Source organism: Hydrocarboniclastica marina, assembly GCF_004851605.1.
GTDB lineage: Bacteria > Pseudomonadota > Gammaproteobacteria > Pseudomonadales > Oleiphilaceae > Hydrocarboniclastica > Hydrocarboniclastica marina.
In genome coordinates this window covers 2,529,637-2,543,790 of sequence record NZ_CP031093.1, presented here as the reverse complement: position 1 = coordinate 2,543,790, position 14,154 = coordinate 2,529,637, and the positions used below count along the sequence as shown (strand labels likewise).

The window sequence follows — 14,154 nt, the reverse complement described above, 5'->3', positions numbered from 1 at the left end:
ACCAAAATTCCGCAATAACACAAGAATCGCCTTGAGCAACGAAGAAGGGGCACTACGAGTAGTGCTCTCTCTGAAGTCGTGCCACTCGGCGGGTGGCGCTAATCCCCAGTTAGAAGCGGGAGCCGGTGTCCATCAGTATTCGGATAAGCGGATACGCCTGCGAAGAGTGGCGATTTTGTGTGTTGTGATAGTAGAGGCTCAGAAAAACTCTCTTCTAGAGAGTGAGGAGAAATCAATGGCGGCTACTAAGCCAGTCATGTCTATGCCTGAGTTGCTGGTGTTCACGAAGCTATTTGTGATTGGTTTCGTGCTTGCGGAAGTTTGGCGTGCAGCGGTCTACCTAGGCGGGAACTTTGCCGCGACATTATCCGCAGCAGACCCCTGGGTCCTGAGCGTGGGGTTACTGGTTGGAGTGCTCATATGCTTGAGCTACGCATTCAAGCGGGAAGCACATGTTGCTACCGCGCGGATGGTCGTTAGTCTTCGATTCGACCTGTTAGTAGCGCTATTCATCGGGATCTGGGTAAATGTGTTGGTTTCTCCTTTGCTGGTCAGCGTTCACTCAGCGCTTGGAAATGCAGATCCGAATTGGGCTCCAGCTATTTTGCTCATGCTCAGCGCAATCTTGCTGTCGTCGCTAGTTCGACAGTGCTGGCCGAAACTCAAGAAAACAGCTCCTCAGCTTTACTTTATCGCAGACGAAGAGATCGACGACGAAAAAGAAGATCTTTTTGAGAGTATATCGCAAGCCAGATCGTTCGCAGAGACCGTCCTTGCAAGCGGGGCCCATCCAGGCCTCATCTTTGGAGTGGAAGGGCCCTGGGGCGTTGGAAAGACGAGCTTCATTAATCTTGCTGAACAGCACTGGGCTAAGGCCGAAGATCGGGTCATCGTTTGTCGATTTGAACCGCTTAGGTATACATCAGAGCCTGACCTCACGGGTCGTCTAATTCGCGACTTATCGGCTGCAATCCAACGCAGAGTTTTCGCTCCAGAGTTCCGTCCTGCGGCGTCGAGGTATTCTCGACTGATAAAGGGAAAGGCCGACTTCTCGTTCTTCGGCTTCAGGCTCTCACTGGAGCCATCGCAGGAAACTGTCGACGCTCTGCTAGACGATATCGATGAGGTTCTCCGGCGAATTGATCGTCGGGTGATCATTGTTATAGACGATCTTGACCGTCTCGACGCTAAAACTGTGAATAACGTTCTGTTTGCAACACGGCAGACGTTCAAGCTGTCCCGGGCAACCTATATTTTGTGCTATGACACCGAAGTTCTTGCCGAAAGCCAAGAAGAGAGTTCGAGAGCGCGAGAGTTCCTTGAGAAGTTCGTGACCGTAAAGTTGAGTTTGTTTGTTGACAGTTCCAGTATTCGAGATTTTCTACGAAGGGACTGGCAGCGATCAGAAAATAAACTCGGCTTAATTCCTTCCGACACAATGCTGAAGCTCGGCGCTGTGCTCTGCGAACTTGCGGACATTCTCAATGGTGACCTCGCGGCGAGTTACTTGCCGGTTGTAGGCGACATGCGCAAGGTAAAGCGCTTCGTTAACGCCATGCTTCTAATGCAGATCGAGAAAAGCGACCTAGGCCGGACGGACTTTAATAGGCGCGACCTCATTAATCTGATGCTCTTGCATTTACACTTTCCTGGACTGTTTAGACGCATTTACGCCGAGGAGACGGAAGGCAGATGCGGCGATTTTTCCGTGCGCCGCGAATATGGAGAAAGCGAATTCAAAAACTCAGTCGGCTTTTCAAAGTGGGTAGAAATGTATCCTGGAACCGCGGGTTTCCTCTTGAGCCAACTTTTTGATGTAACGGATTTGGAACTTAGTCATGCAAGCGGTGTTGAAGAGGAAGTACTGGCATCGCGTGCTTGCTTTAATCAAGACTCATTCAGGAATCTTGAGGCTTATCTAAAACTTATAGTCCGCTTCGCTACGCCCGAGCCGCAAGCGACTTTCGTTCTATACCAGAAAGCCGTTGACCAAGTTCGGGGCGGCGTGCCCGTTGTTTCTATTCTGACATCACCTGATTTTCAATTAGCGCGCGGTGAAGCCCCACACGACCAGTTTTGGCGGGTGCTCGTCAATCGGTCTCATGATTTTACTAACGCCCCCGCTGAGGATTCGATCAACGCGCTTATCGAGTACCTGCCTCGTTATTCGTCGATCGCGCTCAGTGATAGAGGTTTACGGCAGCGATCGATCTATTCGCTCCTGCGACTTCTGGATCGTTCTGGTTGGGGAAGAACATCAGGTCGTCGATTGCCGAATACTAATGAAAATACTGTAGAGATCGCGTGGCGGATATTCGGCGAAAAGCCGCATAACGGCAAGGGAATACTACATCGCCTGACGAGTAGCGATCGTGGCATCCTTGGTTGGAATGACCTCATGCTGTTCAGACTCCAATGTAGTGCGGATCGCCAAGGACAGTTGCATAACCTCCAGTCAGCCCTCATCGCGCATGCAGATAGAAGAGCGCCAACCTCTGGCTTGGTTAGCACCCTCGCAACTTTAGGAATGAGAAAACTATCTCAAGAGGTATTTGCGTTGTTCAAGCGAACCTACATCGATCCACAGCGTAACTTTCATGCGGAAGCAAGTGCTATCCCGGCTGAAACGCTTTTTGGTGAGGCTCCATCTGCACCCGGTCACGAAGAGAATGGAGTCAGTGCAGAAGGGGAGGAAGTCGCTACATCGCTGAATGAACGCGTCTCTTCGGCTCGAAATACTATTAGGTCTTTCATCATCTACCAACTGAGCAATCCGTCCCCTCCAAAAGGCTCAGGTGTAGGTTGTGGATACTACGACGAGTATGGGGATGGTGACGACAAAGGCATTGCTGCGGCGATGAACCGGTACGTGTTTGGTGTTTGCTTCAACCCAGGTTGCAAGGAAGACAACATTTTTTACTTTCTTGACCATTGCCTTACAAACTTGACCAGTCCGCTTGTCTCGGGAAATTTTGAGGGAGGATACGTAGCGACCAAGTCGGCCCTACCGGCGGGACTTGATCCACTTGAGATGGGTAGATATTGGCGTCAACATGGAGAGCTCATTCGTCAACGCGTCAATGGCAGGAAGGACAATTACGTTTTTACCACAAGTTACAAAGCTTCTTATAGTGACGATCTGCCCCAAATATTCGATGTGCTTGATGAGCTAGCTGAAGATGCAGTGGCGGTTGATGCGAAGCCCGACGAATAGCTCCTAGCCTCAAACACGGCTAATTCTTCCTCAAGCGACACGGGGAAGCTGTGCTTGCGCCTGAGCGGTCGGGGTAGGGGTGGTCCCATGGCTGTGAGTTGAGGCCTACTCCCGTCAGTCTTTCTGCAATACAGCGTGGTCCTGTCAGCCCCTGAGCACAATACAGACACTCGCGAACGCGCATTGACTCGCCGCTAATTGGTCGCTTTTCGGTTCAGTTGACCCTCCAGCTGATTCAGACGTTCGAGAGCCTGATCAATGCTCGATATGCGTCTTGCTTCCGGGCTATAGATCTCGCTTGCCTCCGGCGGCTGTTCCAGCCAATGGTTGTGATAACATACTTGCAATAGCGATAACAGCAGAAACAACCCATCCGGTCGACTGCATGAGGCTCGGTCGCCGAACCATTTTCTGAGTTCGAACCCGTTCATAACCTAACCTCCTGCCGGACCGCGAATAAAATCCGCGCCTCCTAGCCCGTCAATCTTATACCTTTGTCTTGCTGGGTCGTAAGCACATCCTGCCTATAGCACCAAGCTCTAAGCCGGGAATGCCGGACCTTTATAAAAACTAACGATTTTCAGATTTCATCTCGCGTTGGACAAACTTTTCAAAGCTGTTCATCAACCGCCTCCGCTTCGGAAGCAGCTGGCCACGCTTGTATGCTGCCCTAGCCGAGGAAGAGTCAAGGTGCGAGAGCGCTAATTCCGAAACATAATCCTCGACTTGGCCCATCTCAGTTGCATAGTCTTTGAAAGCGCTACGCATACCGTGAGCAGTACCAACCTTTCCGTACTCAGGATCCATAAAGCCCGGTCCGCCGGCTTCGACATCGATGCGATGAATCTCTTTCGCTGTGAGGTTCAGCGCATTTTCGCTCATGTTCGGCTTACCACGATAGCCAGGGAAAATATAACTACGTAAGCGTCCGGCAGTCCCATCTTTACCGGATGAATAGGCTATGCGACCCCGTGAAACGCACGCTACCCTTGCAGCTAAAACATTGACCCTATGTCAGAAGCTCCTGTTGGGTAAGCAAACATTGTCGTCTTGAGGTCCGTGGTGGTGAGTCGGTGACGGATGGCGAGTGCAAATAGGTTGATGACCTCATCTACGTTAGGTCCGACGAGATGAGCCCCCAGTATGCACTCAGTTTCCTCCTCGATCAGAATCTTGAAACCATAGACCGGTTCGGCGGCTTGCCTTGCAGTAAACCAGTCCGACGCCCGTTGGCTTGAGATGCGAAAACGTAGCCCCTGCTCTTGGGCCTGCGTTTCGTTGAGTCCGGCCGAGGCAATGGGCGGGATCGTGAAAGCGACACTCGGCACGCCGGCGTAGTCCGGTCTGGCAGGTTTGCCATCGATCAGATGGGCGGAGACCACCTTGGCGTCATGGCTCGAAACGGGCGTGAGTGGCGGCCCCATCTGGGCGGCGTCACCGGCTGCGTACACCCCCGGGTTCGACGTGCTCTGTAGGTGTTCGTTTAACGATAGACGGCCTTCCCGGGTCTCCACCCCCGCGGCTTCCAGATTGAGCGCCTTGAGCGCGGGAATTCTGCCGGCTGCGTGTATGACCAGATCCGCTTCAACGGTATCAGTTTCGCCCTTCGAGGATACCCGCACGCTGTAACCGGCCGCTGTTTTCTCAATGGCTTCGACATTTGTTCGGGTTCGGACATCGATACCCTGGTTGTGAAAGCTGTCCATCAGCCAATCCACCAGGTCAGGATCGAACGGCTTGAGCATGCGCTCGCCACGCTGGAGGATAGTGACCTGGGCACCGGCACGGGCGGCCAGGTGGGAAAACTCGGCGGCGATGTAACCGCCGCCAACCAGGACAATTCGACTCGGCAACTCTTCCAGCGCCAGAAAATCTTCGTTGTCTATCAGATGTTCTTCACCCGGAATTCCCAGCATGACTGGCTCGGCACCGGAGGCGATCAGCACATGCTGTGCTTCCAGGGGGTGTCCGTCGACTTCGAGACTATTGGGACCGGTGAAGCGAGCTTGCCCATGAAAAATATCGATACCTTTGTCTTCGAAGCTGCGCTCGTTTTTCTGTGGGATCGGATCTGTAAACCCCCGTTTGAAGCGGAGTAGTTCTGTCCAGTCGATACGGACTTCGCCTTGCAGCCCCTTTCCCTGCATCCGGCGCGTATGATCCAGGGCCTTGGCACCCTCGATCATCATCTTTTTCGGGTCACAGCCGCGCAGAGCGCAGGTTCCTCCGTAGGGACGGAAATCGACAACTGCAATACGCCAATTCGCAGCCTGCGCACGCATAATGACCACTTTGGCAGCGGTGCCGGTACCAATGACAATGAGATCGTACGGTGTCGCCATGCTGTTGCCTCCTTGCTCGATGCCGAAATGAAGCCACTTTCAAGATGCGGATGCCCGCCGGCAGGGGCGTGACTTGGATACACCGCACTAAATAACTCACCGTAGGCCTGTAGTTTGTACAGCCTCAATACCTTGCCTGTTAAGTCTACGTAACCGCCCCGCGGCCTGGAGGCTAAAGTGGTTCGGCGTTGCTTGTCTATCCGGCGCAACAGGACAGCTGTGTCACGTCCTTGGTGAAGGTCTGTGCACAGAGCTTGAGCCCCTCTACCATGGTCAGGTAGGGGAATAACTCGTCAGCAATATCCTGCACCGTCATGCGTGCACGCAGAGCCATGACCGCCGTCTGGATCAGTTCGCCGGCTTCACCGGTCACCGCCTGGACCCCGAGCAGGCGACCACTGTCACGCTCGGCAACAATCTTGATGAATCCGCTGGTATCAAAGTTGACCAGCGCACGGGGCACGTTGTCGAGAGTCAGAGTGCGGCTATCGACGGCAAAACCCTGGCCCTCCGCTTCCGCCTCGGACAAGCCGACGGTGGCGATCTGAGGGTCGGTGAAAACTACCGCAGGCATGGCGCTCAGATCCAGCTGTGCCTGGCCACCAGTCATGTTGATCGCGGCCCGGCTTCCACCGGCGGCGGCCACGTAGACGAACTGGGGTTGGTCGGTACAATCCCCGGCGGCAAAGATGCCGGGCACACTGGTCTGGAGTCGCTCATCGACTACCACCGCGCCTCCATTTGTTTCCACGCCAATGGCCTCAAGATTCAGTGTTTCGATATTCGGCGTGCGGCCAATCGCCACCAGTAGTTTGTCTGCCTTTAGCTCTCCCACGTTCGTAGTCAGCACGAACTCACCATCGGTATGGGCGACCTGGCTGGCCTGGGCACCGTGTATTACCTTGATCCCCTCGGCCCGAAACGCATCCCCGAGGGCTTCGCCGATGGCAGGATCTTCACGCGAGAGCAGTAGGCTACGGGCCAATATCGTCACCTTGCTGCCTAAGCGCGCAAAGGCCTGTGCCAGTTCCACGGCGACCACCGACGCCCCGATCACCACCAACCGCTTGGGAAGGGTATCGCTGGCTAGCGCATCGGTAGAGGTCCAGTAAGGCGTATCCGCTAATCCTGCCACCGGCGCAATGGCGGGTCGGGCCCCGGTGCCGATAAAGGCCCGGTCGAAGGCGACTTCACGTTCGTTGCCGTCCGCCTGGCTGACTATCAGGGTATGCGTATCACGGAAACGGGCCCTACCTTGGATGACAGTGATGGCTTGGTTGTTATCCAGAATGCTTTCGTACTTGCCGTGGCGTAGTTCCTCCACACGCGCCTGTTGCTGGGCTAGCAAACCGGGCCGATGGATCGCCGGTTCCGTCGCCGTTATACCCGCATCAAACGGGCTTTGCCGACGGAGGTGGGCAATGTGCGCGGCACGGATCATGATTTTTGACGGCACGCAGCCGATGTTGACGCAGGTGCCACCGAGGGTGCCTTGTTCGATTAGGGTGACGCGCGCGCCCCGCTCAACGCTTTTCAATGCCGCTGCCATCGCGGACCCACCGCTGCCGATAACGGCGATGTGCAAGGGTTCTCCGGCTTGCTTGTTGGTTCGCATAATCTGTTCCTCAGGAATGTCCGGTGCGGGGATTCCTGGCGCGTCGGTAGAGAGCGTAGGCGGTAACCCCGATTAAAAGGGCCAGGGCGGGCAACAGGACATAGTCGAGATAGCCGAGCCAGGCCGACAGCCCCAGTGTCGCGAGCAATACCACCAGCACGGGTGTGAAACAGCAGAGCGCCACAATCACCGTTCTCACGATTCCAGTAGTCAGGAGGCTGGGCCTTTTCACTGGGTTCTCTCAGACACCCGGCGCGACGGGTACCCTGCATTCTTCGTCGCGGCGGTCAGGTCCGTCACGCTGGCCTCGGTGTCTTCGAAGGTCACTGTCGCGGTCTTTGTCTCGTAGGACACCGAAACGCTCTCTATGCCGGAGACCTGGTTGAGCGCCTTTTTGACGGTGTAGGTACAGGTGGAACAGGTCATGTTGTCAACGGCTAGGGTTACCGTCTGCTGCGCGGCAAAAGCGCTGCCCATGCCTGCTACGGTCAAAATAAAAGTGCTTGCCCAAATGCGAATTTTCATAAACAGGCCTCTCGAAGTCAGGAAGGTTTAGCCCAGGAAAAGCGGGGCAACATACGGCCAAGCAAGCGCCAGCGCGACGAGCGCGGACGCGCTCCACAGCGCGATCTTGATCACCCGTTCTGCCAAGGGAGTGCCGCAGTATCCGTCTACGCCGCACGCATCGGCATGGCAGGCGTTCTTGGGCTTACGGTAAACGTTGTAGAAACCAGCACCGAGCATGAGTAAGGTCATGGCGATAAAATACGGCTGGTAGGGCGCAAGCGCCGTGAGGTTGCTCATCCAGGCTCCGCCGATGCCCAGTGAGAGCAGCACCAGCGGCAGAATGCAACAGGAAGAGGCCAGCACCGCGCCAATGATGCTGCCGCTTGCCAGCAGGCCTTTGCGCCGCGCCGGGTCTGCCTGGGCTTGCTCACCTGGGTAGGCTGTCTCGCGCTCGTGGATCTCCATCTTGAGTCTCTTGTAACGGGGGCATGGCAACCTACAATAGCTCCTGTAGCAACTACAGGGTCAAGACGGGGATTGAGTTATGTCATTGCGTCGAGGGGAACTGGCCAAACGGACCGGCTGCAACATTGAAACCATTCGTTACTATGAGCACATTGGCCTCTTGCCAGATCCTCCCAGAAGCGAGAACGGATTTCGCCGCTACGAGGAAAGCCATGTCATACGGCTCATGTTCATCCGCCGCGCCCGTGGGCTAGGCTTTACGCTGGATGAAGTACGGGATCTTTTGCGGCTGGTCGATGGGGGCCATTACACCTGCGCTCAGGTCCAGGGACTCGCGCTCAGGCATGTAGATGACATTCAGCGGAAGATCGAGGATTTACGTCGTATGGAGCAGGCGCTGAAGGAGATGGCAAATCAATGTAGCGGCGATAATGTGCCCAAATGCCCTATCGTCGAGATTTTGTCGTCCGGGGCGAACTAAGGTGTCCGCTGGGACTCACCGGTCATTCAGCAAGCTCTATGGGGGTTCTCACGTAGCAGGTTGTTCTCCCGCTCCGAACAAGCCAGCTCTCGCTCTACCTTTATGATGTATTAGCTGAGTTCAGTTGGTCAGCCACGGCAGGCAAAACAAACGCCGCACTCTGGTCACTGTTGGCTCTTGGGTGCTCCCCTGGGCTAGCGTCTTTTTTATAGTCAGTAATCGTCGGTTTCCAGTTGTGTGGTAGGAGTTCGTTGATGGCGTTGTTCTTTTGCGTTGGCAGCCGAGTCAGCACATCCTTCAGATAGGCATAGGGGTCATGGCCATTCAGCTTCGCTGACTGGATCAGGCTCATGATGGCGGCCGCCCGCTGGCCACTGCGCAGTGAGCCGGCGAACAGCCAGTTGGATCGCCCCAGTGCCCAGGGCCGGATCTGGTTTTCCACCCGGTTGTTGTCGATGGGCACGGCCCCGTCGTCCAGGTAGCGCGTCAGCACGGCCCAACGCTTGAGGCTGTAAGCCAACGCTTTGGCTGTGCCGGAGCCATCCGGGACTTTCTGGCGGTGCACCAACATCCACTGATGCAAGGCATCGGCGATCGGTCTGGCTTTGGTTTTCCGGATCGCCTGCCGTTTATCCGGTGGCAGATCCTGGGCTTCCCGCTCGATCTCGTAAAGCCTGCCGATGTAGGCCAGGGCCTGGGCCGCCAGTTCACTCTTGTTGGCCTGGTGCAGGTCATAGAACTTGCGCCGGGCGTGGGCCATGCAGCCGATTTCGGTGATGCCGCTGCCGAACCCGGCCTTGTAGCCGGCATAGTCATCACAGACCAGTTTACCCTGCCAGTCGCCCAGGAAGGTGCGGGCGTGCTCGCCCGCCCGGCTGGGCGCGAACTCGTAGACGGTGGCTTTCAGGTCCGAGAACGGCGTGGTGCAGTAGGCCCAGACGTAAGCCTTATGAGTCTTTTTCTTGCCCGGAGCCAGCATGCTGACCGGCGTCTCGTCGGCGTGCAGGACCGGGTGTTCCAGCAGGCTATTTCTCAGCGCATCCACCAAGGGCTGCACCTGCACACCACAGGCACCGACCCATTCGGCCAGGGTGGAACGGGGGATTTCCAGACCAGCACGGCCGAAGATGCGTTCCTGACGATATAGCGGCAGATGATCCGAGTACTTGGCTACCAGCACCTGCGCCAGCAGGCCGGCGGTGGGGATGCCCTTGTCGATGACCTGGGGTGGGACCGGTGCCTGGATCAGGGTTTCGCAGGTGTCACAGGCCCATTTGCCGCGGATATGGCGCTCCACCGTAAATTCGCCGGGCACGTAGTCCAGCTTCTCGCTGACGTCCTCGCCAATGCGCTTAAGTTGACAGCCGCAGCGGCACTGGGTGTTCTCCGGCTCATGGTGGATCAGGGTGCGGGGCAGTTCTGGCGGCAGCGGCGTCCGCTTGGGTTGCTGTTTGGGCCGGGCGGCTTTCTGCGCCTCCGTCATGGCCCGATCCAGCTCGACCTCGATGGCGGCCAGGTCGCTGTCGATCAGCTCGTCCAGCAGGGAACCCTGAACCGCATCCAGCTGTTCGCTACGGCGGGCGAACTTGTGGCGCTTGAGGATGGCCACTTCGTGGGTCAGCTTTTCGATGAGGGCATTGCTGCGCACCAGCTCTCGGTCTTTCCGGCTCAGGACTTGATCCCGGACGTCCAGAGAGTCCATCAGGTCGGTGGCCAGGGCACGGAGCTGATCGGCAGAGAGTTGATTGATATCGGGGCGCTGAGTCATGCCCGATAGTATGCCAAGCCCTTGTGCGGCAGGCGATTCGCAGTTTTGGCTATGGCGAGTTCACTCAGCTTGTGGTTACAGGATGGCGATAACGCCGGCGGCGCCAAGGCGTTGCCAGGGCAGGCCCTGAACCAGGGCGGACAACTGCTCTTGGGTCAGGCATAGTTGGTCACCACGCCAGGCTTCACCCCACTGGAACTTGCCCCGGTTCAGCCGGCGAGCACAGAGCCAGATCCCGAGGCCATCGTGGATCAACACCTTCATCCGGTTGGCCCGTTTGTTGGCGAACAGGTAGGCGCAATGGGGCCTGGCGGAGCCAAAGACCTGGATGACCCGGGCCAGGGCCTTATCCGGCCCCGCCCGCATGTCCAGCGGTTCGGTGGCCAGCCAGATTTCATCGATGCGGATCATCCCAGCAGGTCCCGCAACAGGGCGGCGCACTGATGGGCCTGCTCCGCCGGCCACTCCACCACCACCGCGCCCCCGACACGGGGAATCTCGATGCGGATGCTGCGACGCGGGTCGGTTGGATTGCGGGACGGGCTGGCTGCCGGCAGGCTCAGCGGCACGAAGGCCGACGCGGCTGACGACGCCTGGCCCGCTCGCCGCGCCTCGCTGATCCAGCGCCGGACCATGTTGGTGTTGAGGCCATTGTCCAGGGCAACCCGGGAAACGGATGCACCGGGTTCCTGGCACTGAGCGAGAATCTCGGCTTTGAACTCCCGGGAAAAACGGCGACGGCGTTGGTAGGGCTTGGTTACGCTTACGTTGGTCATGCTAAGTGTCCACTAGAAAATAAGTGGACACTATCCTGACGGCGAAACCGCCAGGCTCAAGATGGGTTCACCGGACGCTTACATAACTACCGCCATCTCGTGGTATAGACCGAAGAATCTCAAGGGCTCGGGCAGTCAGTGGGACTTTGTGGTCTTTGCGCTTATCCTTCCTGCCTTTGACCTTCCAGCCGGGCACAGTCCACACTTTTTCCTTTAGATCTATCTCTTGCCATTCAGCAAACCGGGCTTCTCCAGGGCGAGCAGCTGTAAGTATCTGAAACTCTAGTGCTCTGGCGGGGATCGTGTCGCGATCTATTAGCAAATTCCAGAATCGCGGAAGCGCCTCATAGCCGACTGTTGGCTGATGCTCTTCGGAATGAATGGTTTTTGGGTCTGCCAGGAAGTGTTCAAGGTTGCCCTTCCAACGGGCGGGGTTCAATCCGTTCGTCAATACGCCATCATTTCTAACAATTTCGCACACATTCTCGATAGTGGCTCGCACACGTTCAGCGGTAGGCGTTTTTTTCACCCAGATCGGTCCGAGAGCCTGCACGACGTGGCGGGGACTCAGCTCGCCCATAATGATTTGCCCTAGAGCTGGGATACAGTAATCATCGAGATGCTGTTTGAGACGTCGTGCTTGCTTGTGCGGATCCCGCCCAGAGTACTCAAGACACTTTTTTTCGTAATACTGTTTCGCGATTTGTTCAAATGTTCTCTGTTTTGCTTGCTCTGCGATCAGAGCAGATTTCGTAGCTCTTTTTGCAGCAATGGGATCATAGCCATCGCAACGGATGCGTTCTTTGATCTCCCGTGCTCGCTCCCGAGCTTGTGCCAGCGTCACATCTGGAAATCCACCGAGTCCGAGATCGACGCGTCGTGACCCGACGGTGGTTCTTAAAATCCAGGAACGCGCCCCTGTTGCCTGCAGCGCGGCCGGCGGGCGGCAACACAGATAAAGACCTGAAACTCCGCCGACTGCATGCAGGGCGGTTGTTGGCTGACCACGCTTCGATTTACGGCCTGTCTTTTTAACTGTCCCATGCCCGAGCCGGCGGACTTCCAGCGCGCTCATTTCTACTACCATCTTCGGCATTCCAATAACCTCCCGACTGCAATACCCATCATCTATCCCCACAAAAAACACGTTACTGCGTGCTATTTCATGAGACAGAACGATATAAGAATTTAAGTCGGAAGGAAGAAAAAATAATACAGATCAGTGATATGGCGATAGCATGGTATAGAATGCGACATGAAATCGATGCCGCCTTTCGGCACCAATTCCCTCCATCCTCGAAAACTACCCGTCACCAGCAATACCGAGAAAAAGTAGCCGGAAATTCATCTTCGGCGTGGCCGAAAGGCACCGGGGCCATGGCTGAAAGTCGCCTCAAGTAGACCGAACAAAAAAGTATCTGCTTTGGCTTACAAGGTACCGTCTCCCAAGGAGAACGGCTACGATAGTTTGGGCCGGCGATAATCCAACACGTGGGTCGCTTCAACCTCTGCTTCCTCGACTTTGAACCAAAAACGGGTCTGGTAAAACAACCTTTGCCAGAGAGTTTCTGCCACACATCGCCGTGATCGATAGGTTTATCAACGCTGACTTGATTGCCGCTGGCCTTTCTCCTTTCGCGCCCGAAAAAGAGCTGATTGCGGCAAGCCGGCTGTTCCTGAGGGAGATCGAGCAATGCATATCCCGTCGGGAGAGCTTCAGTTTTGAAACGACGCTATCTGGGAGGAGTTACCTCAAGTTGATCAGGCGCTTGCAAGCCGATGCCTGGCATGTGGAGCTTGTATACCTCGCTTTGCCAAACAAAGAATTGTCCAAGCTGCGAGTGGCAGAAAGAGTGTCGCATGGAGGCCATAACATTCCGGAAAAAGATATATTGCGCAGGTTTCCCCGGAGCCTGAACAACCTGCTGAATTTGTTCAGTACCGTCGTAGACCACTGCGCGTGTTTTATGAACGACCGAACGCCGCCGAAATTGATCTTTGAAAACCGAAACGGGTCCCGGATAATTAGTGACCAGGATCTCTACAGCCACTTGCTCAGCGAGTCCGAAGTATGACCATTGACCAAATCTCCCAGCCGATCACAGCCCAGACAGTGCTGGAAGCCTTGACCCGTGCCGTCGAGCGTGAACTGGACCGTAAACGACGCCTAGGGCACTACTACGTCACTTGGGAGAATGGTCAGGCGGTTTTTCACGGTGAAGACGCACCGGTTTCAGTCGGTCACACGCAAAAGCCACAATGAGCGGAGTTGCCTCGCTGACGCCAGCCGATGTTCGACCGCAACTCTATGTTGTTTTTGTTATCTAAAGATTTGGTTTGTAAGCGGATGAGCAATGCGTATCCAGATCCAGATCATTGAGAAAGAAGGCAAGCCAGAGTACGCGGTCATCCCTTATGATGAATGCCTGAAGCTCCTCGAGCTGGCCGAAGATGCTATCGACCTAACCGACGCTGATAAAGCGATGAGAGAGCTTGCTCGGGGCGATGATGAACGAGTACCGGCTGAGGTCACTGATCGCTTATTGTCGGGCGATGAGCATCCGTTAAAGGTCTGGCGAGAGCATCGCGGCATGACCCAAGAGGCGTTGGGTGCCACCGCAAACGTAGTAAAGTCATATATATCTCAGATTGAAGCATTTAAAAAAGCAGGCTCTACGCGCGTTCTGCGTGCACTCGCTGGAGCGATTGATGTTGATGTGGATGACCTGCTGGTAGACTGAGCTCTTCGAAATTGCCGATTGCCGGAGCAACTGATTCGTAATCAGTCAGGTCGTCCGCCCATTCCCGAACTGCCAGCTAGTAGATGCGTACCGTTGAACGCTCATGTTGGTCCACGTGCCAAGGTGCGCAGCGCACCCTACGTCGGCGTGCGATCAGGCTAAGCAGGTACCAATACCGTAGGGTGGGCACTGCCCACCAGACCTTCAGTTTACTAGCTGGTTGACTTCGCGTAGCTCCTGCGCTT

Annotated in this window: 15 protein-coding genes and 1 pseudogene; 5 read left to right on the top strand and 11 right to left on the bottom strand. The window is 55.9% G+C overall.

Translation table 11 applies throughout. The annotated features are described in order from the left end of the window. Window positions 1–31: 31 nt before the first annotated feature. Window positions 32–3,214, top strand: coding sequence for a KAP family NTPase (locus soil367_RS11300; RefSeq protein ID WP_216642709.1), 3,183 nt, complete (start codon window positions 32–34; stop codon window positions 3,212–3,214). Between the two features lie 194 nt (window positions 3,215–3,408). Here the strand turns inward: soil367_RS11300 and soil367_RS11295 are convergent, their stop codons facing one another. The 7 genes from soil367_RS11295 to soil367_RS11265 all read right to left on the bottom strand — a co-directional run bounded on the left by soil367_RS11295 (window position 3,409) and on the right by soil367_RS11265 (window position 8,143). Further along, window positions 3,409–3,645 carry a hypothetical protein gene (locus soil367_RS11295; RefSeq protein WP_136549210.1) on the bottom strand — a complete coding sequence of 79 codons (237 nt, stop codon included), beginning with the start codon at window positions 3,643–3,645 and terminating at the stop codon, window positions 3,409–3,411. A gap of 139 nt (window positions 3,646–3,784) precedes the next feature. Then, entirely contained in the window at window positions 3,785–4,096 is a 312-nt protein-coding gene (locus soil367_RS11290) for a site-specific integrase (protein ID WP_136549209.1), read from the bottom strand. A gap of 113 nt (window positions 4,097–4,209) precedes the next feature. After that, entirely contained in the window at window positions 4,210–5,556 is a 1,347-nt protein-coding gene (locus soil367_RS11285; RefSeq protein WP_136549208.1) for a dihydrolipoyl dehydrogenase family protein, read from the bottom strand. Between the two features lie 196 nt (window positions 5,557–5,752). Next, window positions 5,753–7,171 (bottom strand): mercury(II) reductase, encoded by a 1,419-nt coding sequence (gene merA / locus soil367_RS11280; RefSeq protein ID WP_136549207.1) that lies wholly within the window; start codon window positions 7,169–7,171, stop codon window positions 5,753–5,755. Window positions 7,172–7,181: 10 nt separating this feature from the next. Next, on the bottom strand, window positions 7,182–7,403 hold the full coding sequence (merF, locus tag soil367_RS11275; protein ID WP_136549206.1) for a mercury resistance system transport protein MerF: 222 nt from the start codon (window positions 7,401–7,403) through the stop codon (window positions 7,182–7,184). Continuing rightward, complete coding sequence (merP, locus tag soil367_RS11270) at window positions 7,400–7,696, bottom strand: mercury resistance system periplasmic binding protein MerP (RefSeq protein ID WP_136549205.1); 297 nt, start codon at window positions 7,694–7,696, stop codon at window positions 7,400–7,402. Before merP ends, merF begins: the two co-directional genes overlap by 4 nt. 27 nt (window positions 7,697–7,723) lie before the next feature. Next, complete coding sequence (locus soil367_RS11265) at window positions 7,724–8,143, bottom strand: mercuric transporter MerT family protein (RefSeq protein ID WP_136549204.1); 420 nt, start codon at window positions 8,141–8,143, stop codon at window positions 7,724–7,726. Between the two features lie 79 nt (window positions 8,144–8,222). On the opposite strand from soil367_RS11265, the gene soil367_RS11260 reads away from it, so the two are divergent. Further along, complete coding sequence (locus soil367_RS11260) at window positions 8,223–8,624, top strand: MerR family transcriptional regulator (RefSeq protein ID WP_136549203.1); 402 nt, start codon at window positions 8,223–8,225, stop codon at window positions 8,622–8,624. A 223-nt stretch (window positions 8,625–8,847) separates the two neighbouring features. Here soil367_RS11260 and tnpC read toward each other — a convergent pair. From tnpC to soil367_RS11240, 4 genes and pseudogenes are all read right to left on the bottom strand, one after another. Continuing rightward, window positions 8,848–10,392, bottom strand: a pseudogene (tnpC, locus tag soil367_RS11255) (IS66 family transposase); the annotation flags it as partial. Window positions 10,393–10,467: 75 nt separating this feature from the next. Further along, entirely contained in the window at window positions 10,468–10,803 is a 336-nt protein-coding gene (gene tnpB / locus soil367_RS11250; protein ID WP_136549202.1) for an IS66 family insertion sequence element accessory protein TnpB, read from the bottom strand. Continuing rightward, window positions 10,800–11,168, bottom strand: coding sequence for an IS66-like element accessory protein TnpA (gene tnpA, locus soil367_RS11245; protein WP_136549201.1), 369 nt, complete (start codon window positions 11,166–11,168; stop codon window positions 10,800–10,802). Before tnpA ends, tnpB begins: the two co-directional genes overlap by 4 nt. Window positions 11,169–11,235: 67 nt before the next feature. After that, window positions 11,236–12,264, bottom strand: a complete 1,029-nt coding sequence (locus soil367_RS11240) for a tyrosine-type recombinase/integrase (protein ID WP_136549200.1) — start codon at window positions 12,262–12,264, stop codon at window positions 11,236–11,238. A 487-nt stretch (window positions 12,265–12,751) separates the two neighbouring features. On the opposite strand from soil367_RS11240, the gene soil367_RS11235 reads away from it, so the two are divergent. From soil367_RS11235 to soil367_RS11225, 3 genes are all read left to right on the top strand, one after another. Continuing rightward, window positions 12,752–13,243, top strand: coding sequence for an ATPase (locus soil367_RS11235; protein ID WP_246065260.1), 492 nt, complete (start codon window positions 12,752–12,754; stop codon window positions 13,241–13,243). Next, window positions 13,240–13,431 (top strand): hypothetical protein, encoded by a 192-nt coding sequence (locus soil367_RS11230; RefSeq protein ID WP_136549199.1) that lies wholly within the window; start codon window positions 13,240–13,242, stop codon window positions 13,429–13,431. The genes soil367_RS11235 and soil367_RS11230 overlap by 4 nt, the downstream gene beginning before the upstream one ends. 91 nt (window positions 13,432–13,522) lie before the next feature. After that, window positions 13,523–13,909 carry a helix-turn-helix domain-containing protein gene (locus soil367_RS11225; RefSeq protein ID WP_136549198.1) on the top strand — a complete coding sequence of 129 codons (387 nt, stop codon included), beginning with the start codon at window positions 13,523–13,525 and terminating at the stop codon, window positions 13,907–13,909. Window positions 13,910–14,154: the final 245 nt, after the last annotated feature.